The sequence below is a fragment of the Janthinobacterium sp. GMG1 genome (genome assembly GCF_034427795.1).
Classification (GTDB): Bacteria; Pseudomonadota; Gammaproteobacteria; order Burkholderiales; family Burkholderiaceae_D; genus Janthinobacterium.
In genome coordinates, this window is sequence record NZ_JAXQNT010000013.1 from 15,679 (window position 1) to 39,465 (window position 23,787).

Here is a 23,787-nt window from a genome sequence, read left to right on the forward strand (position 1 = left end):
AAAAGGAACCGCAATGCCGCACATCGAAAGCAAACTCAATCCGCGCAGTGAAGATTTCAAGGCCAATGCCGCGGCCATGCAAGCCATCGTCGACGATTTGCGCGACAAAGTGGAAAAGATCGCGGCCGGCGGCGGCGAGGCGGCGGCCGCCAAGCACCTGGCGCGCGGAAAACTGCTGCCGCGCGACCGCGTGCAGATGCTGCTCGATCCCGGCACGCCCTTCCTCGAGTTTTCCCAGATGGCGGCCTACGCCATGTACCAGGACGCCAAAGGGGTCGATGCGGCGCCCGCCGCCGGCATCATCACCGGCATCGGCAGGGTCTCGGGCCAGGAATGCGTCATCGTGTGTAACGACGCTACCGTCAAGGGTGGCACGTATTACCCGATGACGGTCAAAAAGCACTTGCGCGCCCAGGAAATCGCCGACCAGAACAACCTGCCGTGCATCTACCTGGTCGACTCGGGCGGCGCCAACCTGCCGAATCAGGACGACGTCTTCCCCGACCGCGACCATTTCGGCCGCATCTTCTACAACCAGGCGAATCTGTCGGCCAAGGGCATCCCGCAAATCGCCGTCGTGATGGGTTCTTGCACGGCCGGCGGCGCCTACGTGCCGGCCATGAGCGATGAATCGATCATCGTCAAGGAGCAGGGCACGATTTTCCTCGGCGGCCCGCCGCTGGTGAAAGCGGCGACAGGTGAAGTGGTGACGGCGGAAGACCTGGGCGGCGGCGACGTGCATACGCGCTTGTCCGGCGTGGTCGACCACCTGGCGCAAAACGATCTGCATGCGCTGTCGCTGGCGCGCACCATCGTCTCGAACCTGAACCGTAAAAAACCGCAGCAGATGGACTTGCGCGCATCCGTTGAGCCGAAATACCCGACGCAGGAACTGTACGGCGTCATCCCCGTCGATACGCGCAAGCCGTTCGACGTACGTGAAGTGATCGCGCGCATCGTCGACGGCAGCGATTTCGACGAATTCAAGGCCCGCTACGGCACCACCCTGATCTGCGGCTTTGCGCACATCTATGGCGTAAAAGTCGGCATCATCGCCAATAACGGCATCTTGTTCTCCGAATCGGCCCTGAAAGGCACGCATTTCATCGAATTGTGCTGCCAGCGCAAGATCCCGCTCGTCTTCCTGCAAAATATCACGGGCTTCATGGTGGGCCGCAAGTACGAAAACGAAGGCATTGCCCGCAATGGCGCCAAGATGGTGACCGCCGTGGCCACGGCCGCCGTGCCGAAATTCACCGTCATCATCGGCGGCAGCTTCGGCGCCGGCAACTACGGCATGTGCGGCCGCGCGTTTTCACCGCGGTTCATGTGGATGTGGCCGAATGCGCGCATTTCCGTCATGGGCGGCGACCAGGCCGCTTCCGTGCTGGCCACCGTCAAGCGCGACGGCATCGAAGGCAAGGGTGGCGCATGGAGCGCGGACGAGGAAGCCGCCTTCAAGCAGCCGATCAAGGACCAATACGAACACCAGGGCCACCCGTATTACGCCACCGCGCGCCTGTGGGATGATGGCGTGATCGACCCGGCCGACACCCGCATGGTGCTGGGCCTGGGCCTGTCCGCCGCCTTGAACGCGGAAATCCCGGACACGAAGTTCGGCGTATTCCGCATGTAAGGGGGAGAAGACCATGGAATTTGAAACCTTAAAGCTGGTCATCGAGGGCAATGTCGCCACCGTGACCCTGAACCGTCCCGACGTGCGCAATGCCTTCAACGAGACGACGATCGCCGAACTGGCGCGCGCCTTCGAGGGTCTTGGGCGCAGCGACATGGTGCGCGCCATCGTGCTGGCGGCAAATGGCGCGGCCTTTTGCGCCGGTGCGGACCTGAACTGGATGAAGAAGATGGCAGGTTACACGCATGCCGAAAACCAGGCCGACGCGCTGCAGCTGGCGCAGATGCTGCGCACGATTTACCTGTGTCCGAAACCCGTGGTGGCGAAGGTCCAGGGCGACTGCTATGCGGGCGGCATGGGCCTCGTCGCCGCATGCGATATCATTCTGGTTGCGGAAGACGTGCATTTCTGCCTGAGCGAAGTGCGGCTGGGACTGATCCCGGCCACTATTTCACCGTATGTCATCAAGGCCATGGGCGAAAACGCGGCACGCCGCTATTTCCTGACCGCGGAGCGATTCTCCGCCCAGGAAGCGCTGCGCGTCGGCTTTGCCCACGAGGTAGTCGAGGCAAGCGCGCTGGACGCGAAAACGGCGGAGGTGCTGAAAGCGCTGACGGGCAACAGCCCGCACGCCGTGGCGCAAGCGAAAATGCTGGTGCGCGAGATCGTCGGCCAGCCGGTCAACGATGCGCTGCTGGCGGACACCGCCGAGCGCATCGCGCAGATCCGCGCCTCGGAGCAGGGCCGCGAAGGCGTGCAATCGTTCCTCGACAAGCGCAAGCCGAGCTGGCTTATGGGTTAGCGCATGGATTAAGAATATCATTGGAGCAGTTTTGAAAGCAGAAAAACAATCGGGCTGGGTCGAACGCAGTCTGCGCAGCGTGTGGCATCCGTGCACGCAAATGCAGCACCACGAGACTGTACCGCTCATCCCCGTCAGCCATGGCCGCGGCGCCTGGCTGTACGACCACGAAGGCCGACGCTACCTGGACGCCATCAGCTCCTGGTGGGTGAACCTGTTCGGCCATGCAAATCCGCGCATCAATGCGGAACTCAAGGACCAGCTGGACCGCCTGGAACACGCGATGCTGGCCGGCTTCACGCATGAACCGGTGATCGAACTGTCGGAAAAGCTCTCTGCGCTCACCGGCGGCGTGCTTGGCCACAGCTTTTACGCATCCGACGGGGCGTCGGCCGTGGAAATCGCCCTGAAAATGAGTTTTCACGCCTGGCGCAACAGCGGCAAGAGTGAAAAGCAGGAATTCGTCTGCCTGAAGGGCAGCTACCACGGCGAAACCATCGGCGCCCTGGCCGTCACCGACGTCGCGCTGTTCAAGGATGCCTATGGCCCCCTGCTGCGTGCCACGCAAACGGTGATGTCGCCCGACTTCCGCCAGACGCAGGAAGGCGAAACCGCTGAAGATGTGGCGCGCCGCGCCGCCTTTGAAGTGGAACAGCTGTTCCAGGAAAAAGCGGACAAAATCGCCGCCATCATCATCGAGCCGCTGGTGCAGTGCGCCACCGGCATGGCCATGCACGACCCGCTGTACCTGTCGTTGGTGCGCGCCCTGTGCGACCGTTATCAAGTCCATTTGATCCTCGATGAAATCGCCGTCGGCTGCGGCCGCACGGGCACCTTCTTCGCGTGCGAACAGGCCGGCATCTGGCCCGATTTCGTCTGCCTGTCGAAAGGCATCAGCGGCGGTTATTTGCCGTTATCGCTGGTGATGACGCGCGAAGATATCTATCAAGCCTTCTACAGCACCGACGTGCGCCGCGGCTTTTTGCATTCGCACTCGTACACGGGCAATCCGCTGGCCTGCCGCGCGGCGCTGGCCACCCTGTCGATCTTCGAGGAAGACGATGTGCTGGCGGCCAACCGGGGGCGCGCCGAGAAAATCACGCGCGCCCTGGCGCCGCTGGCGCAGCACGAGCGCGTAAAACACTTCCGCCAGCAGGGCATGATCTGGGCCTTCGATGCGGTGGACGCGACACCCGATTTTTCGCGCCGTTTCTTCAGCACGGCGCTGGAACATGAACTGCTGATGCGCCCCATCGGCTCCACCGTCTACCTGATGCCGCCGTACATCCTCGACGACGCCGAAATCGCGGGCCTGGGCCAGCAGACGCTGGCCGTCTTCAACAAAGTGATCGGAGCCTGAGATGGAACTGATCGCGCGCTTGAAGCAGCAGTTGCAGGGGCTGGAAGAGCGCAGCCTGATCCGCCGCCGCCGCACCGTCGACACGCCGTGCGCACCGCGCCTGACGGTCGATGGCCGCGCCATGCTGGCCTTTTGCAGCAATGACTACCTGGGCCTGGCGTCGCATCCGCGCATCGTCGCCGCGCTGAAAGAGGGCGCCGACCTGTATGGCGCAGGCAGCGGCGCTTCGCACCTGATCAGCGGCCATAGCCGCGCCCACGCGCAGCTGGAAGAGCGCCTGGCAGATTTCGTGGGCGCCAACCTGGAACAGGCGCGCGCCCTGTATTTTTGCACCGGTTACATGGCCAACCTGGCCGTGCTGACCGCCCTGTCGGCGGGCGATGCGGACACCGAGATTTTTTCGGAAGCGCTGAATCACGCTTCGCTGATCGATGGCACGCGCCTGGCGCGCGTGAAAACGCGCGTGTATCCGCATGCCGACCTCGATGCCCTGGCGGCCCTGCTGGCGGCCAGCACGGCGAAAACCAAGATCGTCGTCACCGACAGCGTCTTCAGCATGGATGGCGACCTGGCACCGCTGCCCGCGCTGCTGGCCCTGTGCGAACAATACGGCGCCTGGCTGGTGGTTGACGACGCGCACGGCTTCGGCGCGCTGGGAACCAATGGCCGCGGCGCGCTGGAACACTTCGACCTGCATTCACCCTACCTCGTATACGTGGGCACCCTGGGCAAGTCGGCCGGCGTGGGCGGCGCCTTTGTTTGCGCGCACGAAGCCGTGATCGACACCCTGATCCAGAAGGCGCGCCCCTACATCTTCACGACGGCCGCCGCGCCCGCGCTCGCGCATGCGCTCCTGGCCAGCCTGGAAATCATCGCCGGGGACGAAGGAAAACAACGTCGCATGCACCTGGCCGCGCTGGTGGCGCAATGGAACGAGGGCTTGCTGCTGCAGCACTGGCAAGCCTTGCCGTCCGTGACCGCCATCCAGCCCGTCATCATTGGCGAGAATGCCGACATGCTGGACATCGCCGCCCACCTTTACCAGCAGGGCCTGTGGGTCGGCGCTATCCGCCCGCCCACCGTGCCAGCCGGGTCGGCGCGCCTGCGCGTGACTCTGTCAGCCGGCCACACGGCGCAGGAGGTGGCCCAATTGATCAACGCAGTCAACACCCTGGAAAGGAATCGCCATGAGCCTTGATGACCCTATCGTGGCGGAAGTGCTGGCGGACCTGGCGCCGGCCGTGCAGCCGGCGCCGGTCACTGCCGGCCTGCCCTCGCGCTTTGCCTGTTTCGTCACCGGCACCGACACGGAAATCGGCAAGACCTTGACGTCGTCGGCCCTGCTGCACGCGCTCGTTGCGCGCGGCGTGCGTGCCTGCGGCATGAAGCCGGTCGCCGCCGGCGCCGAGATGCGCGACGGTGAACTGCATAATGAAGACGCCGACAGCCTGATCGCCGCCGGCAACGTCACCATGCTGCGCAGCCTGACGACACCCTACATGCTGAAGGAGCCGGCGGCGCCGCATATCGCCGCCGCGCTCGAAGGCGTGAGCATCGAATCGGTGCCGATCCTGGCCGCCTACCTGGAAATCGCCGCCGCCTCGGACGCCGTGGTGGTCGAAGGCGTGGGCGGTTTCCGCGTGCCGCTGTCGCCCGGCTTTGATTCGGCCGACCTGGCGCAGCAGCTCGATTTGCCCGTGATCCTCGTGGTCGGCATGCGCCTGGGCTGCATCAGCCAGGCCTTGCTGACGCTGGAAGCCATCGAAGCGCGCGGCTTGACGGTGATCGGCTGGGTGGCCAACACCCTGGAAGTGGAAATGCGCTTCCTCGACGAAAATATCGATGCGCTGATCGAGCGCATCCCGGCGCCACTGCTGGGCAAGGTACCGCGCCTGGCGCAACCGGGCGCGCAAGCGGCAGCGGCGTATCTCGATTTCACCGGCTTGCCGAACTGGCCGGCGCAGCATCCCAACACTTAATGTAGCTAAAAAATAGAAACGAAGGAATCACCATGTCTTTAGTCCAAGAAGCAGCAAAAACCGTCGAACTGCACCGTCCTGCGGCGCGCATCACCCTGCCGGAAGCGGCCACCTGGCCCATCGCCGATGTGCTGGCCCTGTTTGACCTGCCTTTCAATGACCTGATGTTCAAGGCCCAGCAAACCCACCGCATCAACTTCCCCGATGGCGATGTGGAACTGGCGACCCTGCTATCGATCAAGACGGGCGGCTGCGAGGAAGACTGCGGCTACTGCCCGCAAGCGGCCCGCTACGACACGGGTGTGGAAGCGAAAAAAATCCTCGACATCGACACGGTGCTCGACGCGGCCCGCCAGGCAAAAGCCAACGGCGCCACGCGCTTCTGCATGGGCGCCGCCTGGCGCGGCCCGAAGGACCGCGACATGGAAAAAGTCGAAGAGATGGTGAGCAAGGTCAAGGCGCTGGGCCTGGAAACATGCGCTACTTTGGGCATGCTGGAAGAAGGACAAGCAGACCGCCTGAAAAACGCGGGCCTGGACTTCTACAACCATAACCTCGATACGGCTCCCGAGTTCTACGACAACGTCATCTCGACGCGCGAATACCAGGACCGCCTCGATACTTTGGGCCGCGTGCGCGAAGCGGGCTTGAAAGTGTGCTGCGGCGGCATCGTCGGCATGGGTGAAACGCGCTTGCAACGCGCGGGCCTGATCGCCCAGCTGGCCAATTTGAATCCGTATCCGGAATCGGTGCCCGTGAACCACCTGGTGCAGGTGGAAGGCACGCCTTTGTTTGGACTGGAAGCGCTGGATCCATTCGAATTCGTGCGCACGATTGCCGTCGCACGCATCACCATGCCGAAAGCGCGCGTGCGTTTGTCGGCGGGCCGCCGCCAGATGGGCGAAGCCGTGCAAGCCATGTGCTTCCTGGCTGGCGCCAACTCCATCTTCTACGGCGACAAGCTGCTCACCACCGACAACCCGGAAGCGGAAGACGACCGCATCTTGCTCGGTAAGCTGGGCTTGCAGACGCGCGGCGCCATGCTCGAATCGGTACAGAAAGAGAAGTGCGGCTGCTGATCCAGCCCATCGGAATGCGCTCCACCAGGGCGCATTCCTCCCAGCGACACCTCAGATAAAAAACTTCCAGCCACGAGCTGCAAAGAGAGAGACCATGTTCACTAAAATCCTGATCGCCAACCGCGGCGAAATCGCTTGCCGTGTCGCCGCTACCGCGCGCCGCATGGGCATCCAGACCGTCGCCGTGTATTCAGAAGCGGATGCCAACGCCAAGCACGTCGCCGTGTGCGACGAAGCGGTGCTGATCGGCCCCGCGCCGGCCAAGGAAAGCTATCTGTGCGGCGACAAGATCATCGCCGTGGCGCTGGCCACTGGTGCCCAGGCGATCCACCCCGGCTATGGCTTCCTCTCCGAGAACGCCGACTTCGCCGACGCCTGCGCCACTGCGGGCCTGGTCTTCATCGGCCCGCCGGCGTCCGCCATGCGCGCCATGGGCTCCAAGTCGGCCGCCAAGTCGCTGATGGAAAAAGCAAATGTGCCGCTGGTGCCCGGCTACCACGGCGAAGAACAGGATGCGGATTTCCTGCACGGCCAAGCCGACAAGATCGGCTACCCCGTGCTGCTGAAGGCGTCGGCCGGCGGCGGCGGCAAGGGCATGCGCGTCATCGAGCATTCCGATGATTTCAAGGCCGCGCTGGCCTCGTGCAAGCGCGAAGCGATCAGCTCTTTCGGCGACGACAAGGTGCTGGCCGAAAAATACCTGTCGCGTCCGCGGCATATCGAAATCCAGGTGTTCGCCGACACCCTGGGCAACTGCATCTACCTGTTCGAGCGCGACTGCTCGGTGCAGCGCCGCCATCAAAAGGTGCTGGAAGAAGCGCCGGCACCGGGTATGCCGCTTGACCGCCGCGCGGCCATGGGCGAAGCGGCCGTCGCCGCTGCCAAGGCAGTCGGCTATGTCGGTGCGGGCACGGTCGAATTCATCGCCAACCAGGATGGTTCGTTCTACTTCATGGAAATGAACACGCGCCTGCAGGTCGAGCATCCGGTGACGGAAATGATCACTGGCACCGACCTGGTGGAATGGCAGTTGCGCGTCGCCTTTGGCGAGCCGCTGCCGAAAAAACAGAGCGAACTGGCGATCCACGGCCACGCCATCGAGGCGCGCATCTATGCGGAAAATCCGGAGAAGGGCTTCCTGCCGTCGATCGGCACCCTGCGCCACATGCAGTCGCCATCGGCCGTCACGTTCGAACTGGGTGGCACGCTGGTTCCGGCCACCGTGCGCATCGATTCGGGCGTGCGCGAGGGCGATGCGATTTCACCCTTCTACGACCCGATGATCGCCAAGCTGATCGTCTGGGGCGCGGACCGCCGCGAAGCGCTGGCACGCATGGCGCAGGCGCTGGCCGACTACCAGATCGTGGGACTGGCCAGCAATATCGCCTTCTTGAAACGCCTGGTCGAAGGCCAGGCGTTTGCCAGCGCAGACCTCGATACGGGTTTGATCGAGCGCAATCACGACACGCTGTTCCCCGCCCTGCAGGCGGCGCCCGACACAGCCCTGGCGCTGGCGTCCGTCGCCCTGCTGCTGGAAGAAAAAGCGGCCGCCGAAGCGCAATCGCTGCAGCGCGCCGACCCGTGGGGCAATGCCCTGGGCTGGCGTCTGAACAGCACCCTGGGACGCAGCCTGTCGTTCGCCGATGAATTCACCTCGGCCGGCGAGGGCAAGGCCTATGCGGCGCGCGTTGCCTACAAGACGGATGGCTGGCTGTTCAACGGCCAGCCCTTGAGCCTGACGGCGCACCAAGGCAACGAGCTGCACATCAAGCTCGGTGAGCGTGCCGTGCACGGCACGGTGCTGCGCGACGGCGAACAGTTCCACGTGTTTACCGGCGGCTTGCACCATACCCTGCATTACAGCGACCCGATGGCGCATGCAGGCGAAGTGGAAGCAGAAGGCGGCCGCCTGACGGCGCCGATGCCGGGCAAGGTCGTCGCCGTGCTGGTGAACAAAGGCCAGGACGTCAAGAAGGGCGAGCCTCTGGTCATCATGGAAGCGATGAAGATGGAGCACACGATCGCCGCGCCGCACGACGGCCTGGTGGAAGACGTGCTGTATGCGGTCGGCGACCAGGTGGCCGACGGCGCGCCGCTGCTGGCCTTCAAGGCTGCCGCATAAGGCAGCCACGATGCGCATCCTGTTACAACGTTCGGACGGCAAGGAAGCAGCGTGGATCAGCGACTTCCGCGACTTGCTGCCCGAGGCCGACATTATCTTCTGGCGCGACGGCGAAGCGCTCGCGCCATGCGACTACGCCGTCGTATGGCAGCCGCCGGCGGCCATGCTGCCCGCATTGCGCGAAGTCAAGGCCATCTTCAACACGGGCGCCGGCGTCGACGCGCTGTTGAAATTTGGCGAGGCGCTGCCGGCCCAGGTGCCGCTGGTGCGTCTGGACGACGCGGGCATGGGCGTGCAGATGGCCGAATATGTGAGCCACGCCGTGCTGCGCCACTTCCGCCGCTTCGACGACTACGAGGCGCAGGGCCGCGCCGGCACCTGGCAGCCGCTGCCTGCCTTCGACAAGGCGGATTTCCCCGTCGGTGTGCTGGGCATCGGGGTGCTGGGCACCCGCGTGCTGCAAGCGCTGGCGCAGTTCGAATTCCCGCTGCGCGGCTGGAGCCGCAGCCACAAGCACGTCGATGGCGTCGAATGCTTTGCAGGCGAGGAGGGGCTGGAAGCATTCTTGCGCGGCACGCGCGTGCTGGTGTGCATGCTGCCGCTCACGCCGGACACGCATAACCTGCTCGACCGCGCGCGCCTGTCGATGCTGCTGCCGGGTGCCTACGTCATCAACGTGGCGCGCGGCGCGCATCTGGCCGAACCGGATTTATTGACCCTGATCCGTTCCGGGCATATCGCCGGGGCGACACTCGACGTGTTCCGCAACGAGCCGCTGCCGCAGCAGCACCCGTTCTGGCAAGAACCCCGCATCACCATCACGCCGCATATTTCGGCCGCCACCCTGCGTCGCGAAAGCGTGGCGCAGATCGCCGCCAAGATGCGCCGCCTGCAAGCCGGAGACTCTGTCGCCGGCATCGTCAACCGTTTGCAAGGATATTGAAATGAATGCTCAAGCCAGTTTGCCCAAGCAGGTCAAGATCGTCGAAGTGGGTCCGCGCGACGGCCTGCAAAACGAGAAGGAAACCATCAGCGCCGCCGTCAAGATCGAGCTGGTCGACCGCCTGACCCTGGCCGGCTTCGCCAACATCGAGGCGGCGTCGTTCGTGTCGCCGAAATGGGTGCCGCAGATGGCCACCAGCGCGGAAGTGATGGACAAAATCGCGCGCCGCGCTGGCACGATTTATTCGGCACTGACGCCGAACATGCAGGGTTTCGATGCCGCGCTGGCGGCGAAGGCCGATGAAGTGGTGATCTTCGGCTCCGCGTCGGAGGCATTCTCGCAAAAGAACATCAACTGCTCGATCGCCGAATCGATCGCCCGCTTCGAAGGCGTGGCCAAGGCGGCCAAGGAACACGGCCTGCGCCTGCGCGGCAGCATCAGTTGCGCCTTCGGCTGCCCCTACCAGGGCGACGTGCCGCTCGATGCCGTGGCCGACGTGGTGGGCCGCATGCGCGACCTCGGTTGCGACGAAATCGACATCGCCGACACCATCGGCGTGGCTACGCCGCGCAAGACGCAAGCGGTGATGCAGCGCGCCATCGCGGCTTTCCACGTGGGCGGCCTGTCCGGCCACTTCCACGACACCTACGGCCAGGCGCTGGCGAATATCTACGCCAGCCTGGAAACGGGCATCGCAATCTATCACTCGTCCGTCTCGGGCCTGGGCGGCTGCCCGTACGCCAAGGGCGCCACCGGCAACGTGGCCACCGAAGACGTGCTGTACATGATGCAAGGGCTGGGGATTGCCACCGGCATCGACCTGGACCTGGTGGTGGACGCGGGGCAGTTCATCTCGCAGCAGCTGGGACGCAAGGGATCTAGCCGCGCCGGCAATGCCATTGCGGCGAAGCGCCTGGGATAAATGAAAAGGGGCTGCGGCCCCTTTTTGCTGCCGGCCTCGCGCCGCAGGCGCTACAGACGAAAAAAAACCCAAGAGCCTGAACTCTTGGGTTTTTTTCTGCAAATTTGGTCGGAGTACAAGGATTCGAACCTTGGACCCCCTGGTCCCAAACCAGGTGCGCTACCGGGCTGCGCCACACTCCGAAGACCAAGATAATACAGGCCGTATCGACTTCGGTCAAGGGTCAGGTGAAACTCTATGTAAATTATTTACGGGCGGCACTGGAACCCATGTATTTTTCAAAACGATTGAAGTGTGCGACACTGGCTTGGCAAGTTTTCCCGATCAGACATGAAGGCGACGACGGCAATGGAGTTCAGGATAGAAAGAAACGACGGCGGCCGGCCCATGCCGAGCCGCCGCGGCATCGTGCTGGGCATCGCCGTGTCCTTGCTGCTGCATGGCGCCTTGATCACTCTGTGGCGCCATGTGCAGCCGGCCGTGCGGATGGACACGGCCCCGCGCGTGGAATCGATCGCCGTGTGGATACGTCCGCTGGCCGCCAAACCTCCCCCGCCGCCCGTCGAAGTCGTCAAACCGAAACGCGAACCCAAGCCCATCAGCAAGCCAAAACTCGCCACTGCCCGGGAAACGCCGGCGGCGACCACACCGCCAGCATCCAGCCCGCAAGCCATCGCGGTCGTCCCGGCATCACCGGCCACGCCGGTGGCCAGTGCCGATACATTCAGGCAAGAAACCCCGGAAACACCGAAATTCGACATGGACGCGGCCAGGAAGACGGCGCGCAAGATGGCGGGCGAGCGCGATCCCGCCAAGGCGGGCACGGCCGTGGGGCAAATCCCCGACAAGCCGCTGCAAACGGAAACCCAGCTGGCGCGCGACATCGCACAAGGCAAGCGCGGCGATTGCCGCACCGCCTATTCAGGCGCGGGCTTGCTGGCGCCCGTGCTGATGTTGCTCGACAAGAAGGATAGCGGCTGCAAATGGTGACAATTTAACAACCGACCTATTTGGGACAGGCCGCAATCAAATTATTCCTGCCCCTTCAACTGCAACGCCCGCTCATACAGGGCGTTTTTCTTGCGCCCCGTGATTTGCGCCGTCAAGTTCGCCGCCTGCTTGACGCTGCATTCGGCCAGCAAGATGTTCAGGATGCGTTCCGCTTCCACGTCTTCCGCGTCCTGCGCTTCCGTCGCGCCTTCCAGCAGGACGACAAATTCGCCCTTTTCGCGGTGTGCATCGGCGCGTATCCACGCCTCCGCCTCGGACAGGGGACAGCGGTGGATTTCTTCGAACAGTTTCGTCAGTTCGCGCGCGAACACCACCTGGCGCGTCGGTTCGAACGCTTCCACCAGGGCCGTGGCGCAATCGAGGATGCGGTGCGGCGCTTCATAGAACACCATCGTCGCCGTCACGCCGCGCAAGCTGTGCAGCATGTTTTCGCGCTGCTTGGCCTTGGCTGGCAGGAAACCGACAAAGTAAAACTGGTCATTCAACAAGCCGCTGGCGGAAATGGCGGTGATCGCCGCCGACGGGCCAGGCAGGGGCAGCACACGCAAGCCGGCCGCGCGCACGGCGTCAACGATGCGCGCGCCGGGGTCGGACACGGCAGGCGTGCCGGCGTCGGAAACAAGCGCGATGCGCTCGCCGGCGTGCAGGCGGGCGATCAGGGTCTGCGCCACTTCGCGTTCATTATGTTGATGCGCCGCAATCAAAGGCTTGTTCAAGCCAAAGCGCGTCAGCAGGTGCGCCGTGTTGCGCGTATCTTCACAGGCGACGGCATCGGCAAGGCTCAGCAGATGCAGCGCGCGCAGGCTGATATCGGTCACATTGCCGATCGGCGTGGCCACTATATACAATGTTGCGATAGGATAGACCTGGTGCGCCGCCTCTGTCATGATGGGCAGGCTGGCGATGGAACTGATTTCTTGTACGGTCATTTTGGAGGTTAAATGCTTGCTAATAGTGTGAAGTTACTGCTTGTTTGTGCCGCGACCGGCATGCTGAGCGCTTGCAGCACGCCTTGCGACGCGCCCGGGCAATTGTGCGCGCCTATTGAATCTAACACAAGGGCGCTGCCGCCTCCGAAGCCGCTGCCACCGCCCGTGCCGCCCAAGCCGCCCGCGCCCGAACCGGTGACGTTTGCCGTGGCCGTGCCCGATATTACCGCGTACGACGGCAGCGGCGCGCCGCTGGCGCCCATCACAAGCAAGCCAGCGACGGGCACGCCGCAGGACATGCCGGCCGCTACGGCGCCGGCGCCGTCCGACGGCAATGTCCACCACATCGGCCTGCTGCTGCCGCTGCGCTCGGCTTCCCTGGGACCGGCCGCCGAACTGCTGCGCGCCGGCTTCATGGCCGCGTACGAGCGCGACCGCAGCGGCTTTGAAGTGACGGTGATCGATACGGGCGACGGCAGCAGCGACGTCCTGAACAAGTTTGCGCAAGCGCAAGAAGAACAGGACATCGTCGTGGGACCTTTGTCGCGCTCGGCCGTGACGGCCGTGGCGAACAGCGATCTGGTGCGTAAACCCACGATCGCCCTGAACCACCCGGACAACCGCGGCGAGGCGCGCCTGCCGGCCAAGCTGCTGGTGATGGGCCTGTCGATCGAGGCGGAAGCGCGCCAGGTCGCCGCCTGGGCCGCCAGCGAACAGCCTGGCGCCAGTGCGCTGGTCCTGTCGGCCGGTTCGCCCTCGCAGCGCCGCATCAGCGCCGCCTTCAAGCAGGAATGGCTGCGCCAGGGCGGCAAGATCGAAACGATGGACTTGACGGCAACGAATGGCTACCTGAGCGATGCCGAGCTGGTGCAGCTGCGCGCGCGCCTGGCCGCCACGCCGCCGGGCCTGCTGTTTGCCGCGCTCGACGCCGACCAGGCGCGCCAGCTGCGCGTGGCCATCGGCAGCGATTTGCCCCTGTATGGCACCTCATCCTTGAATCCCGGCACGGGACGCGGCGCCAGCGGCCCCGAGCTCGACGGTGCGCGCCTGCTGGACTTGCCATGGCAAGTCCAGCGCGACCATCCGCAAGTGATGGTGTATCCACAGCCCGAGCAGCCAGCCGAACGCCGGCTGACGGCCGACATGGAACGCCTGTACGCGCTGGGCATCGATGCCTTCCGCGTGGCGCGCGAAGTGGCGCTGCGGCCGAACGCGCCATTTACCCTCGATGGCGTGACGGGCCGCCTGGCCGTGCGCTTTGAGGAGAATCAAAGCGTGTTCGAACGCACGGAACAGGCCGCCACCTACCAGCAGGGCGTGCTGGGCACCTGGCCGCCGGCCGCGCGCACGCCTGTCTCTGTGCCGCCGGCCCAATAAGGACATGCCATGCCACCCCTGCCTTTCCAGAATAAACAGGCACGGGGACGGCAAGGGGAAGACGATGCGCTCGCGTATCTGCTGCTGCAAGGCTTGGTACTGCTGCAACGCAACTATTTGTGCAAGGGTGGGGAACTCGACCTGATCATGCGCGATGGCGCCTCGGTCGTCTTCGTGGAAGTGCGGCTACGCAGCAGTGCCACCTTCGGCGGCGCCCTGGCCAGCATCACGCCAGCCAAGCAGCGGCGCATGGTGGTGGCCGCGCAAACCTGGCTGCTGGGGCAGAAAACGCTGCCGCCATGCCGCTTCGACGCGCTGGCCATCGATGGCGGACGCATCAGCTGGCTGAAGAACATCCTCGATATGTAAGCATTTTTAACAGTGCTTGTCCGCCATGCCGCGCGCCTGCACTATAATCGGCAGACTATGAATAATCAACGCATCCTCTCGCACTTCCACGAAAGTGCCGAACTCAAGATCCAGGCCGCCACCGTACTGGCGCAACCGATTGCGCAGGCGATCGACCTGATGTTTTATGCATTGTCCAACGGCAACAAGATCCTCGCCTGCGGCAACGGCGGTTCCGCCGCCGACTGCCAGCATTTCGCAGCCGAGCTGGTCGGGCGCTTCGAACGCGAGCGCTTTCCGCTGCCGGCCCTGGCGCTGACGACGGATACGTCGATCCTGACGGCCGTGGCGAACGACTACAGCTACCGCGAGATTTTCTCGAAGCAGGTGCAGGCCTTCGGCCAGGCCGGCGACATCCTGCTGGCCATCTCCACGTCGGGCAATTCGGCCAACGTGATGGCAGCCGTGGAAGCGGCGCTCGAGCGCGAAATGCGCGTCGTGGCGCTGACGGGCAAGGACGGCGGCGCCATCGGCAAGATGCTGACGGACGCCGACGTGCATATCTGCGTACCGGCCGAGCGCACGGCGCGCATCCAGGAAGTCCACCTGACCACCATACATTGCATCTGCGACGGCATCGATGTCGCTCTATTCGGAGGAGACGTGAATGACTAAATTCGGTACTGGCCCAGGCTGGAAACGCGTACAACGCCCGCTGGCCACCGCACTGCTGTGCGGCGCCATGCTCACCTCGCTCACCGGCTGCATCGAACTGATGGTCGGCGGCGCGGTGATGGGCGGCGTTGCCGCAGCGGACCGCCGCACCCTGGGCGCCCAGACCGAAGACAAGTCGATCGCCCTGAAAGGCGAGTCGCGCATCCCCTCCATCACCGGCGACGTGGGCCACGTCAACGTCACCAGCTTCAACCGCCGCGTCCTGCTGACGGGCGAAGTGCGCGACGAAGCGATGAAAAATGCCGTCGAGCGCGAAGTGCGCAATATCGAGGGCGTGGAATCGGTGGCCAATGAATTGATCATCGCCGGTCCGGCCAGCTACACTTCGCGCTCGAACGACGCGCTGATCACCACCAAGGTCAAGGCCAGCCTGGTCGACATGAAAACCATCTCGGCGGCTTCGTTCAAGGTCGTCACGGAAAACGCCACCGTCTTCCTGATGGGCAGAGTCACCCAGCGCGAAGGCACGGTCGCGGCCGACGTGGCGCGCGGCGTGGGCGGCGTGCAGAAAGTGGTCAAGCTGTTCGACTACATTTCGGAAGCGGAACTGAAGCAATTGCAGCCCGACCCGCCGCAGCAGCGCACGACGAACACCGTCAGCGACACGGTGCAGCAGTAAGCGCCTCCTCCGTTTGACCTACGGCTTTGATGCGGCGATACGGATATAATGGCCGCATCGTCGCGCTTTTCAAATGAAAACCATGTCAACTACGCCATCCGCAAGCAAGTCCTGGGTCAAGCCAGCCCTGATCGCCGTCTTCGTGGCGGGCGTGGCGGCAGCCGGCTATCTGTCGCTGAATGACAAGCAAAGCGCGCCGGACGTGACCTTCCACGGCATCCATGGCGAGAAAATCACCTCAAACAGCTTGCGCGGCAAGGTCGTGATGGTCAATTTCTGGGCCACCTCGTGCACCACCTGCGTGGCGGAAATGCCGGAGATGGTCGATACCTACAACAAGTACAAGGGGCAGGGACTGGAATTCGTGGCCGTAGCCATGAAGTACGATCCGGCCAACTACGTGCTGAACTTCGCCGAAACGCGCCAGCTGCCGTTCAAGGTGGCGCTCGACGTGACGGGCGAAGCGGCCAAGGCCTACGGCGACGTGGCCCTCACGCCCACCACCTTCGTGCTCGACAAGCAGGGCAAGATCCTCAAGCGCTACGTGGGCAAGCCGGAATTCGCCGAACTGCACAAGCTGCTGGAATCGGCCATCGCAGGATAGCACGGTACAAAACCCTGTTGCCAAGCGTTGTCAATCTGTTATAACCTTCCCAGGCGTGATCCCATTCACCTTGTGAAGGCCAGCCGTGTCCCTAGCCGCTCAATCGCTCGACCCGCAGCAACTCAAAACCTGGCTGCTCGCCGCCGGCAATAAGGACGCCACCGCGTTCCGTCAGCTATATCACTCCACCTCATCGAAACTGTTTGGCTTCGCGCTGCGTATATTGCATAAGCAAGAGCTCGCTGAAGAAGCCTTGCAAGAGGGGTTCGTCGCCATCTGGAACAACGCCGCCACTTACCAGAGCCATCTGGCGGCGCCGATGACCTGGATGGCCACCATCGTGCGCAACAAGGCGTTCGATGTGCTGCGGCGCAGCGACGATACCGTGGAAATCGATGCCGAACAGTTTGATAGCGAAGTCATGAATGCACTCCGAGACCCCCAGGCCACGCCGATCGAGTCACTGCAACTGAGCGGTGACGCCAAGGCGCTGGCGTTTTGCATGTCGGCCCTGGAAGGGCTGCACCGGCAGGTGGTCGCCCTGGCCTTCTATCATGACCTGTCGCACAGCGAAGTGGCGCAGCAGATGTCGCTGCCGATCGGCACCGTGAAGACGTGGATACGCCGCAGCCTGGAACGGCTGCGCACGTGCCTGGCGAAACGGGAGGCATCATGAATATCCGCGGCAATGACGTGCTGCGCCAGAAACTGGCGTCCGAATACGTGCTGGGCACGCTGAAAGGGGGCGCGCGGCGCCGTTTCGAAGGCTGGCTGCACAATGACGCCGATTTGCGCAATATCACGGCCGAATGGCGCCAGCGCCTGGAACCGATGGCCGAATTCGCCACACCCGTGGCCCCGCCCAAGCGCGTGTGGCAGCAGATCGAGCAGCGCCTGCACCTGAAGCCGCAGGGCGGCTGGTCTGTGTTCCGCGATTCGCTGTCGTTCTGGCGTGGTCTGGGCATGGCGTCGAGCGCCATCGCCGCGCTGCTGGTGATCGTCGTGGCCACGCGCGTGATGGACGCGCCGCAGATCAGCTATGTGGCCAGCCTGACGGACGAGAAGGCGCAAACGGCCCTGCTGCTGACGGCCGACAGCCGCCACGGCGCGCTCGAGGTGCGCATGGTGGGCAACGCGCCCGTGCCTGCTAACCGCGACCTGGAATTGTGGGCCGTGCCGAAGAGCGGCAACCCGCGCTCCCTCGGCTTGCTCGCCGACAAAGGCAATGTGAAACTGGCCCTGTCCCAGCGCGCCATCGGCAGCGACGTGGCCTTGCTGGCCGTTACCCTGGAGCCGAAAGGCGGTTCGCCGGATCCGAACGGACCGACGGGACCGATTCTCTACAAGGGTAACTGGGTGAAGATTTAAGCTTGTTTGGGATATAAAATCATCTGCGTGCAGCGGAACAGGGCAATCGTCTTGCCCGTTTCCTTGCTTTTCACCACGGCATCCCACACTTGCGTGTTGCGGCCCTTGTGCTCGACCTTGGCCGTGCAGGTAAGCGTGCCTTCGCGGGCCGTGCCCAGGTGGTTCGATTTCAATTCGATGGTCGTAAAATTGCTGGCGCCTTCGGGCAGGTTGACGATGCAGCCATAGCCGGACGCCGTGTCGGCCAGGGTCACCACGCTGCCCGCGTGCAGGTAGCCATTCGGCGCCAGCAAGTGCGGCAGCACGGGCAATTCCGCCGTCAGCTGGCCATCGCCCACTTCCGTGATGACGATGCCCAGGTGGCCGGGCAGGCGGCCGGTGCCGCGTTCATTCAACATTGCTACGGTGATGTCGGGATTGCTCATGCTGGTCCTTGTGCGGGTGAATCCGTGATACGCCGGAAAATACTATGATGATAGCAACTTTCCCCGCATCGGTTTGGCGGCCGCTTATTTCCGGCGACGCCGCCGTTTCCACCACACCAAACTGCCCGTCAGCAGGAACAGCAAGGGCATCAAACCGAAGACGGTAATGAAGGCGCGCCCGGCCACGCCAAACGCCTGGCCCGAATGCAGGGGAAATTGCCAGCCCAGGAATACATCGCCGGCCGGCGCCCGCAAGGGATCGCGTATGCGCAAGGGCAAGCCGCTGCGCGCGTCCAGGGTGATGCGCGTGGCGCCGTCGCCGTGGGCGATCTCGCCAGGCTGGCGCACGCGCACGTCATACGGCTGATCCGTTTTCGCCGGCAGCACGATGCGCGACACGCGCGCCTGCGGATACAGCAGCTGCGCGGCTGCCATGGCCTGGCCCGCATCAAGCACGGCGCCATCCTGGCCCACATTTTTCAATTTTGCCGTATCCGGCACCGTCGACACGAGTTCCACCAGCGGCACGATCAATTGCGGCAAATTGAAATAGATGCCGGAAAAGGCAAGCACGGCCAGCACCGGCGCGGCAAAGAAGCCGGCCGCCTTGTGAAACGTGTAATGAAAACGGGGCCAGGAACCGCAATGCGACACCGTCAGGGCGCGCTTGATCGCCATCCACTGCAGGCGCGGCCACCACAGATAGATGCCGCTCAAGGCCATCAGCAGCAGCATCACGCCCGAGATACCGGTAATGGTCTTGCCCACTTCGCCGGACAAACCATAGCGGTGCAAATGAAACATGCCCGACATCAACAGCGGGCGCGTGAGGCCGAAACGCCCCCAGTCGCGCTCGCCTTTGACTTGCAAGGTGTAGGGGTCGACCATCACCTGGCGCACGATGGCCTGGCTGAAGGCCGACGGTTTGCCAGCCTGGCGGTACGAGGCCACGTACACGTCGCGCGCATCGGCGGGCGGATTGAGCTGCGAGGGCTTGCCGTAGGCGGGATCGGCCGCGAGAGCGTCCACCACCGCTTGCACCGTGCGCGGCGTCACCTCAAATACCTGGCCGGGCGCAGGCGTGCTCGCCTGCAACAAGGTCGGATTCAGATACGCGTCGAGCTCCGGCATCCAGGCGATGGCGGACCCCGTCAAGCCCAGCAAAACAAACAGAGCGCCAAACCACAGGCCCGCATACAGGTGCAACTTGGTGAACAACCATGGGATCGGGCGTGGGGACATGGACACTTTGGGAAATTTGGGCTGCGAAACGATAGCATGAAAGCCCGGCAGTGAAAATCATGCGTGGTCAGAAAGCGGGAAACCAAGCAACACGCTCATGGCAGCGTTGGAATGAGGTAAAAACGAGCGTTTCGGCACCATCAGCGAGCACATCGGCATCGCGGGTAAATGTTGCACGGCATACACTTTCCCCTATACTGATCGAAAGGAAAACCATGACCACTTCCCGCCTCCTCGCCGCCACCTTGGGTCTCGCTCTGCACCTGGGCGCCCAGGCCGCCGATTTCACGGTATCGAGCAGCGATATCGCTCCTGGCCAGACCCTGGCGCCCGCGCAAGTGTTCCAGGGCTTCGGCTGCACGGGCGGCAACCTGTCGCCGCAATTGTCGTGGAGCAATGCCCCGGCCGGCACCAACAGCTACGCCGTCACCCTGTACGACCCGGACGCGCCCACGGGCAGCGGCTGGTGGCACTGGAGCGTGTTCAATGTGCCGACCAGCACCACGTCCTTGCCTGCGGGAACGACAACGTCCACCTTGCCGGCCGGCGCCGTGCAAGGGCGCAACGATTACGGCGACAGCGCCTACGGCGGCGCCTGCCCGCCACCGGGCGACAAGGCCCACCGCTACCAGATCACGGTCTGGGCCTTGAGCGTGGACAAGCTGCCACTGGACCAGCACGCCAGCGGCGCCATGCTCGGCTACATGCTCAACGCCAACGCGCTGGGCAAGGCACAGCTGACGGGACTGTATGGCCGATGAGATGGACGCGGTGGCCCTGAGCGAGCTGCGCATCGCCCACGGCACCATCGAGGCGCGCCGCGCGCAAACCCTGCGCCGCGTGCCCGTCTTCCAGAGCGCGCTGTGCCGCGTGCGGCAGGGCACCAAGCTGTTGGAATGGGGCGCTCGCCAGGCGCGCGCCGGCGCGCACGACGTGGTGCTGATGCCGGCGGGACAGGAATTGGGCGTGGCCAACCTGCCCGGCGCGCAAGGCTACCGGGCTGAAGTGCTGAGTTTTTCACCGGCCCTGATCGCCCGTTTCCGCGCGCGCCATGGCAGCCTCGTCGATGCCCAGCTGCGCCAGGCGACCACGGCCAGCCTGTGCGTGCCGCTCGACATGCACGCGGCGCTGGCCTGGGAGCAACTGATGGCCAGCCTGGCGAGTAGCGCGCCGCCCGCGCTGCTGGCGCACCAGGCCGAAGGCTTGCTGCTGGCCCTGGCCCTGGGCGGCCATTGCGGCCCCTTGCTGCTGGACCGCCGCGATCCACTGGCCGCGCGCGTGCAGCAAGTGCTGTTGCTGGACCCTGCCGCCGACTGGAGCGTGGCCAAGGTGGCTGCCCAGCTGCATGTGGGCGCGTCCACCCTGCGCCGCCAGCTGGCCCTGGAACAGCGCCATTTCCGCACCATCCTGGAAGACGTGCGCCTGGGACTGGCCTTGCAGGAATTGCAATCCGGCATCTTACCCATCGGCGACATCGCGGCCGCCTGCGGCTACGCCTCGCCCTCGCGCTTCGCGGCCCGTTTCCGCCAGCACTACGGCTTGTCGCCGCGCGAACTGCGCGCCACCCTGTAAGCTCGCTCTAGCGCAAATGAATTGCAACAAGCGCTGACAGCGGAGCGATTTTCTTGCTACTATGCGCCCATGTCTTCCCGCCAGCCCACCCGCAAGCTTGCTCATCACGGTGCCGCCGCCCTCGCGCGCACGCAGTGGCGGCTGTGCGTGGCACTGTTCACTGCGCTGGCCCTCGTGTTCCTGCTGTCGACGGCCGCCTCGCACCTGCACAAGACGACCCTCGACGCGGAAGAGTGCGCGCTGTGCGCCACCGTCATCGACAAGGTGGCCGATCTCGCCGTGCCGCCGGCCATCGTCGAGCCGCCCGCCCAGTTATTGCCATACCGCCTGCTGGCCCTGGCGCCCGCACCCCTGGCGCCCGTTGCCGCCCTCATCCTGCCGCCCGTGCGCGGCCCGCCTGCCGCCTCCCTGTAGTTCCCACGCTGTTTTTATCCTTTTCAGGCTGCCCCTTGCCGCATATTGATGCGCGCCGGGCCGCCTGGCGTTGACACTTTGAGGTTTATCATGCAACACACACCACGCCTGAGCGCGCTGTCGCTCGCCCTTGCCAGCCTGTTCAGTTTTTCCGCCCACGCCGCCGGGCCTGCCGAAGCCAGTACTGATGCCGCCCCGCAAGACATGCAAAAGGTCGAAGTCACGTCCGCCCATTTGAAAAGCGCACGCATCGAGCTGTCGCCGAAAGTCGGCACCACCATCTACAGCATCGACAGCCACATGGTCGACATGCTGGGCCAAGGCGACAACACGCCGTTCAATGAAGTGCTGCTGCGCCTGCCGGGCGTGTCGCAGGATTCGAAGGGTTCCGGCGCCCTGCACGTGCGCGACGACCATGCCAATGTGCAATACCGCATCAATGGCGTGCAATTGCCAGAAAGCATCACCGGCTTCGGCCAGTCGATCGACACGCGCTTGATCGACAAGACGGATTTCATGACGGGCGCCTTGCCGGCCCAGTTCGGCCTGCGCACGGCGGGCATCGTCGATATTGAAACGAAAGAGGGCGGCATGACGCCTGGCGGGCGCATCGGCATCATGGTCGGCAGCCACGACCACGTGGAGCCGAGTGCCGAATTTTTCGGCAGCGTCGGCAAATTCAATTACTACCTGTCCGGCAGCTACCTGGGCAATTCGCTGGGTGTGGAAAACCCGCAAGACACGCGCAGCGCCCTGCACGACAAGACGCGCCAGAACAAATCGTTCGGCAGCCTGTCGTATTTCCTTGATGACAACACCCGCCTGGGCGCCATGTTCGGCACGTATAACGGCCGCTTCCAGATCCCGAACAATCCGGACCAGGCGCCCGCTTTCAGCCTGAATGGCCACAGCGATGCGCAGACGGGCACGTCCACGTTACCGTCGTCGCTGCTGAATGAAAACCAGCGCGAAGTGAATCGCTTCCTCGTGCTGTCGCTGCAAAAAAGCCTGGGCGACGTCAATTACCAGGTGTCGGCCTTCCACCAGTACTCGGAACTGCATTTCACGCCCGACGCCATCGGCGACCTGATCTACAACGGCGTCGCCTCGGACTCGCGCCGCGCCAACAGCGCTTCCGGCGCCCAGTTCGATATCAGCTACAAGCTGCACCCGGACCACACCGTGCGCGCGGGCCTGGCCTACACGCGCCAGAAGACGACGAGCGACAACACGGTGGCCGTCTTCCCGAGTATTGATGGGGCGCAAACCTCCACCACGCCGATCACGGTGCTGGACAACAGCGGCAAGACGGGCACCCTGGCCAGTGTTTACCTGCAGGATGAATGGCATATCAGCAAACCCTTGACCCTGAACTATGGCGCCCGCTTCGACAAGGTCTCGGCCTACACGAGCGAGCAACAATGGAGCCCGCGCGTCAACCTGGCGTACCAGCTGGCGCCGGGCACGGCCCTCCACGCCGGCTATTCGCGCTACTTCACGCCGCCGCCGCAGGAACTGGCGGCGCAAGGCAGCATCGACCTGTACGCGAACACGACAAACGCGCCGGAAATCGGCCAGTCCGACAACGTCAAGGCCGAGCGCACGCACTACTATGACGTCGGCATCAGCCATCAGGTGAATGCGAAACTGACCGTGACGGCCGATGTGTACTATAAAAAGATCAACAACTTGCTGGATGAAGGCCAGTTCGGCCAGGCGCTGATCTTGACGCCGTTCAACTATGCGGATGGCTACGCCAAGGGCCTGGAATTGTCCGCCATCTACAGCGAGAAAAACTGGGGCCTGTTCCTCAACGCCAGCACGCAAAAGGCGCAGGGCCGCAACATCAATTCGGGGCAAGCCCTGTTTGGCGCCGATGAGTTGAACTACATCAGCAAGAACTATGTCTACCTCGATCATGACCAGAAATACACGCTGTCGGGCGGCGGCCATTATCACTTTGGCGATTCTCAAGTAAGCGCTGACTTCCTCTACGGCAGCGGCCTGCGCTTGACACCGGATGGCGGCGCACCGAATTCCGGCCATTTGCCCGGCTACTTCACCGTCAACACGGCGCTCACGCACACGTGGAAAAACACGCCGGTCGGCAAGGTCGAGGGACGGCTGGCCCTGATCAACCTGTTCGACAAGTCGTACCTGCTGCGCGACGGTTCCGGCGTGGGCGTGGGGGCACCGCAGTATGGCGCCCGCCGCAGCTTCTATGCAGGCCTCTCAACCAGCTTTTAACCGTTACGCGCGAAGACAGCGGCAGGGAGCAACGCCTGCCGCTGTCGGTTGCC

General features: G+C 64.0%; 24 protein-coding genes and 1 tRNA gene. 21 read left to right on the forward strand and 4 right to left on the reverse strand.

Annotated elements, in window-relative coordinates:
- Window positions 1-13: 13 nt before the first annotated feature.
- The 9 genes from SJI03_RS25175 to SJI03_RS25215 all read left to right on the forward strand — a co-directional run bounded on the left by SJI03_RS25175 (window position 14) and on the right by SJI03_RS25215 (window position 10,843).
- Window positions 14-1,636 carry a carboxyl transferase domain-containing protein gene (locus SJI03_RS25175; protein ID WP_099377598.1) on the forward strand — a complete coding sequence of 541 codons (1,623 nt, stop codon included), beginning with the start codon at window positions 14-16 and terminating at the stop codon, window positions 1,634-1,636.
- 13 nt (window positions 1,637-1,649) lie between these two features.
- A complete protein-coding gene (locus tag SJI03_RS25180) occupies window positions 1,650-2,438 on the forward strand; it encodes an enoyl-CoA hydratase/isomerase family protein (RefSeq protein WP_322429021.1) in 789 nt (262 codons plus the stop codon).
- Between the two features lie 31 nt (window positions 2,439-2,469).
- Window positions 2,470-3,798 (forward strand): adenosylmethionine--8-amino-7-oxononanoate transaminase, encoded by a 1,329-nt coding sequence (bioA, locus tag SJI03_RS25185; protein WP_322429022.1) that lies wholly within the window; start codon window positions 2,470-2,472, stop codon window positions 3,796-3,798.
- 1 nt (window position 3,799) lies between these two features.
- On the forward strand, window positions 3,800-4,996 hold the full coding sequence (bioF, locus tag SJI03_RS25190; RefSeq protein WP_322429023.1) for an 8-amino-7-oxononanoate synthase: 1,197 nt from the start codon (window positions 3,800-3,802) through the stop codon (window positions 4,994-4,996).
- On the forward strand, window positions 4,986-5,777 hold the full coding sequence (gene bioD / locus SJI03_RS25195) for a dethiobiotin synthase (RefSeq protein ID WP_322429024.1): 792 nt from the start codon (window positions 4,986-4,988) through the stop codon (window positions 5,775-5,777). Before bioF ends, bioD begins: the two co-directional genes overlap by 11 nt.
- A 32-nt stretch (window positions 5,778-5,809) precedes the next feature.
- Window positions 5,810-6,856, forward strand: a complete 1,047-nt coding sequence (bioB, locus tag SJI03_RS25200) for a biotin synthase BioB (protein WP_322429025.1) — start codon at window positions 5,810-5,812, stop codon at window positions 6,854-6,856.
- Between the two features lie 94 nt (window positions 6,857-6,950).
- Window positions 6,951-8,978 (forward strand): acetyl/propionyl/methylcrotonyl-CoA carboxylase subunit alpha, encoded by a 2,028-nt coding sequence (locus SJI03_RS25205; RefSeq protein ID WP_322429026.1) that lies wholly within the window; start codon window positions 6,951-6,953, stop codon window positions 8,976-8,978.
- A gap of 10 nt (window positions 8,979-8,988) precedes the next feature.
- On the forward strand, window positions 8,989-9,921 hold the full coding sequence (locus SJI03_RS25210; protein ID WP_322429027.1) for a glyoxylate/hydroxypyruvate reductase A: 933 nt from the start codon (window positions 8,989-8,991) through the stop codon (window positions 9,919-9,921).
- Between the two features lies 1 nt (window position 9,922).
- Window positions 9,923-10,843, forward strand: coding sequence for a hydroxymethylglutaryl-CoA lyase (locus SJI03_RS25215; RefSeq protein WP_322429028.1), 921 nt, complete (start codon window positions 9,923-9,925; stop codon window positions 10,841-10,843).
- A gap of 105 nt (window positions 10,844-10,948) precedes the next feature.
- Here the strand turns inward: SJI03_RS25215 and SJI03_RS25220 are convergent.
- Window positions 10,949-11,025 (reverse strand) — tRNA-Pro (locus SJI03_RS25220).
- Between the two features lie 205 nt (window positions 11,026-11,230).
- Here SJI03_RS25220 and SJI03_RS25225 point away from each other — a divergent pair.
- The gene (locus SJI03_RS25225) at window positions 11,231-11,833 is read left to right on the forward strand and encodes a hypothetical protein (RefSeq protein WP_322429029.1); all 603 of its coding nucleotides are present in this window, start codon (window positions 11,231-11,233) and stop codon (window positions 11,831-11,833) included.
- Between the two features lie 41 nt (window positions 11,834-11,874).
- Here SJI03_RS25225 and rsmI read toward each other — a convergent pair whose 3' ends face one another.
- On the reverse strand, window positions 11,875-12,783 hold the full coding sequence (gene rsmI, locus SJI03_RS25230; RefSeq protein ID WP_034782777.1) for a 16S rRNA (cytidine(1402)-2'-O)-methyltransferase: 909 nt from the start codon (window positions 12,781-12,783) through the stop codon (window positions 11,875-11,877).
- A gap of 165 nt (window positions 12,784-12,948) precedes the next feature.
- On the opposite strand from rsmI, the gene SJI03_RS25235 reads away from it, so the two are divergent.
- The 7 genes from SJI03_RS25235 (at window position 12,949) to SJI03_RS25265 (ending at window position 17,834) form a co-directional block, all read left to right on the forward strand.
- Window positions 12,949-14,160, forward strand: a complete 1,212-nt coding sequence (locus SJI03_RS25235) for a penicillin-binding protein activator (RefSeq protein ID WP_322429030.1) — start codon at window positions 12,949-12,951, stop codon at window positions 14,158-14,160.
- 9 nt (window positions 14,161-14,169) lie between these two features.
- Window positions 14,170-14,529 (forward strand): YraN family protein, encoded by a 360-nt coding sequence (locus SJI03_RS25240; RefSeq protein ID WP_322429031.1) that lies wholly within the window; start codon window positions 14,170-14,172, stop codon window positions 14,527-14,529.
- 57 nt (window positions 14,530-14,586) lie between these two features.
- The gene (locus tag SJI03_RS25245) at window positions 14,587-15,183 is read left to right on the forward strand and encodes a phosphoheptose isomerase (protein ID WP_034752465.1); all 597 of its coding nucleotides are present in this window, start codon (window positions 14,587-14,589) and stop codon (window positions 15,181-15,183) included.
- Window positions 15,176-15,862: a BON domain-containing protein gene (locus SJI03_RS25250; RefSeq protein ID WP_051959223.1), complete on the forward strand. Its 687-nt coding sequence runs from the start codon at window positions 15,176-15,178 to the stop codon at window positions 15,860-15,862. Before SJI03_RS25245 ends, SJI03_RS25250 begins: the two co-directional genes overlap by 8 nt.
- Window positions 15,863-15,944: 82 nt before the next feature.
- The gene (locus SJI03_RS25255) at window positions 15,945-16,466 is read left to right on the forward strand and encodes a TlpA disulfide reductase family protein (RefSeq protein WP_322429032.1); all 522 of its coding nucleotides are present in this window, start codon (window positions 15,945-15,947) and stop codon (window positions 16,464-16,466) included.
- An 85-nt stretch (window positions 16,467-16,551) separates the two neighbouring features.
- Complete coding sequence (locus SJI03_RS25260; protein WP_099377611.1) at window positions 16,552-17,142, forward strand: sigma-70 family RNA polymerase sigma factor; 591 nt, start codon at window positions 16,552-16,554, stop codon at window positions 17,140-17,142.
- Complete coding sequence (locus tag SJI03_RS25265) at window positions 17,139-17,834, forward strand: anti-sigma factor domain-containing protein (RefSeq protein ID WP_322429033.1); 696 nt, start codon at window positions 17,139-17,141, stop codon at window positions 17,832-17,834. Before SJI03_RS25260 ends, SJI03_RS25265 begins: the two co-directional genes overlap by 4 nt.
- Here SJI03_RS25265 and SJI03_RS25270 read toward each other — a convergent pair.
- Complete coding sequence (locus tag SJI03_RS25270) at window positions 17,831-18,259, reverse strand: PaaI family thioesterase (RefSeq protein ID WP_322429034.1); 429 nt, start codon at window positions 18,257-18,259, stop codon at window positions 17,831-17,833. The two genes, SJI03_RS25265 and SJI03_RS25270, sit on opposite strands and share 4 nt — an antisense overlap.
- An 84-nt stretch (window positions 18,260-18,343) precedes the next feature.
- A complete protein-coding gene (locus SJI03_RS25275; RefSeq protein ID WP_322429035.1) occupies window positions 18,344-19,501 on the reverse strand; it encodes a PepSY-associated TM helix domain-containing protein in 1,158 nt (385 codons plus the stop codon).
- Window positions 19,502-19,716: 215 nt separating this feature from the next.
- Between SJI03_RS25275 and SJI03_RS25280 the strand changes: the two genes are divergently transcribed.
- From SJI03_RS25280 to SJI03_RS25295, 4 genes are all read left to right on the forward strand, one after another.
- Window positions 19,717-20,262, forward strand: a complete 546-nt coding sequence (locus SJI03_RS25280) for a YbhB/YbcL family Raf kinase inhibitor-like protein (RefSeq protein WP_322429036.1) — start codon at window positions 19,717-19,719, stop codon at window positions 20,260-20,262.
- Window positions 20,252-21,073 carry a helix-turn-helix transcriptional regulator gene (locus SJI03_RS25285; RefSeq protein ID WP_322429037.1) on the forward strand — a complete coding sequence of 274 codons (822 nt, stop codon included), beginning with the start codon at window positions 20,252-20,254 and terminating at the stop codon, window positions 21,071-21,073. The genes SJI03_RS25280 and SJI03_RS25285 overlap by 11 nt, the downstream gene beginning before the upstream one ends.
- A gap of 147 nt (window positions 21,074-21,220) precedes the next feature.
- Window positions 21,221-21,487, forward strand: a complete 267-nt coding sequence (locus tag SJI03_RS25290; protein WP_322429038.1) for a hypothetical protein — start codon at window positions 21,221-21,223, stop codon at window positions 21,485-21,487.
- A gap of 90 nt (window positions 21,488-21,577) precedes the next feature.
- Entirely contained in the window at window positions 21,578-23,734 is a 2,157-nt protein-coding gene (locus SJI03_RS25295; protein WP_322429039.1) for a TonB-dependent receptor, read from the forward strand.
- Window positions 23,735-23,787: the final 53 nt, after the last annotated feature.

Bases quoted from the DNA above. Each gene is read 5' to 3' on its own strand.
- SJI03_RS25175 (WP_099377598.1), top strand. From the start codon at position 14: ATGCCGCACATCGAAAGCAAACTCAATCCGCGCAGTGAAGATTTCAAG.
- SJI03_RS25180 (WP_322429021.1), top strand. From the start codon at position 1,650: ATGGAATTTGAAACCTTAAAGCTGGTCATCGAGGGCAATGTCGCCACC.
- bioF (WP_322429023.1), top strand. From the start codon at position 3,800: ATGGAACTGATCGCGCGCTTGAAGCAGCAGTTGCAGGGGCTGGAAGAG.
- bioD (WP_322429024.1), top strand. From the start codon at position 4,986: ATGAGCCTTGATGACCCTATCGTGGCGGAAGTGCTGGCGGACCTGGCG.
- bioB (WP_322429025.1), top strand. From the start codon at position 5,810: ATGTCTTTAGTCCAAGAAGCAGCAAAAACCGTCGAACTGCACCGTCCT.
- SJI03_RS25205 (WP_322429026.1), top strand. From the start codon at position 6,951: ATGTTCACTAAAATCCTGATCGCCAACCGCGGCGAAATCGCTTGCCGT.
- SJI03_RS25210 (WP_322429027.1), top strand. From the start codon at position 8,989: ATGCGCATCCTGTTACAACGTTCGGACGGCAAGGAAGCAGCGTGGATC.
- SJI03_RS25215 (WP_322429028.1), top strand. From the start codon at position 9,923: ATGAATGCTCAAGCCAGTTTGCCCAAGCAGGTCAAGATCGTCGAAGTG.
- SJI03_RS25225 (WP_322429029.1), top strand. From the start codon at position 11,231: ATGCCGAGCCGCCGCGGCATCGTGCTGGGCATCGCCGTGTCCTTGCTG.
- rsmI (WP_034782777.1), bottom strand. From the start codon at position 12,783: ATGACCGTACAAGAAATCAGTTCCATCGCCAGCCTGCCCATCATGACA.
- SJI03_RS25240 (WP_322429031.1), top strand. From the start codon at position 14,170: ATGCCACCCCTGCCTTTCCAGAATAAACAGGCACGGGGACGGCAAGGG.
- SJI03_RS25245 (WP_034752465.1), top strand. From the start codon at position 14,587: ATGAATAATCAACGCATCCTCTCGCACTTCCACGAAAGTGCCGAACTC.
- SJI03_RS25250 (WP_051959223.1), top strand. From the start codon at position 15,176: ATGACTAAATTCGGTACTGGCCCAGGCTGGAAACGCGTACAACGCCCG.
- SJI03_RS25255 (WP_322429032.1), top strand. From the start codon at position 15,945: ATGTCAACTACGCCATCCGCAAGCAAGTCCTGGGTCAAGCCAGCCCTG.
- SJI03_RS25265 (WP_322429033.1), top strand. From the start codon at position 17,139: ATGAATATCCGCGGCAATGACGTGCTGCGCCAGAAACTGGCGTCCGAA.
- SJI03_RS25270 (WP_322429034.1), bottom strand. From the start codon at position 18,259: ATGAGCAATCCCGACATCACCGTAGCAATGTTGAATGAACGCGGCACC.
- SJI03_RS25275 (WP_322429035.1), bottom strand. From the start codon at position 19,501: ATGTCCCCACGCCCGATCCCATGGTTGTTCACCAAGTTGCACCTGTAT.
- SJI03_RS25280 (WP_322429036.1), top strand. From the start codon at position 19,717: ATGACCACTTCCCGCCTCCTCGCCGCCACCTTGGGTCTCGCTCTGCAC.
- SJI03_RS25285 (WP_322429037.1), top strand. From the start codon at position 20,252: ATGGCCGATGAGATGGACGCGGTGGCCCTGAGCGAGCTGCGCATCGCC.
- SJI03_RS25295 (WP_322429039.1), top strand. From the start codon at position 21,578: ATGCAACACACACCACGCCTGAGCGCGCTGTCGCTCGCCCTTGCCAGC.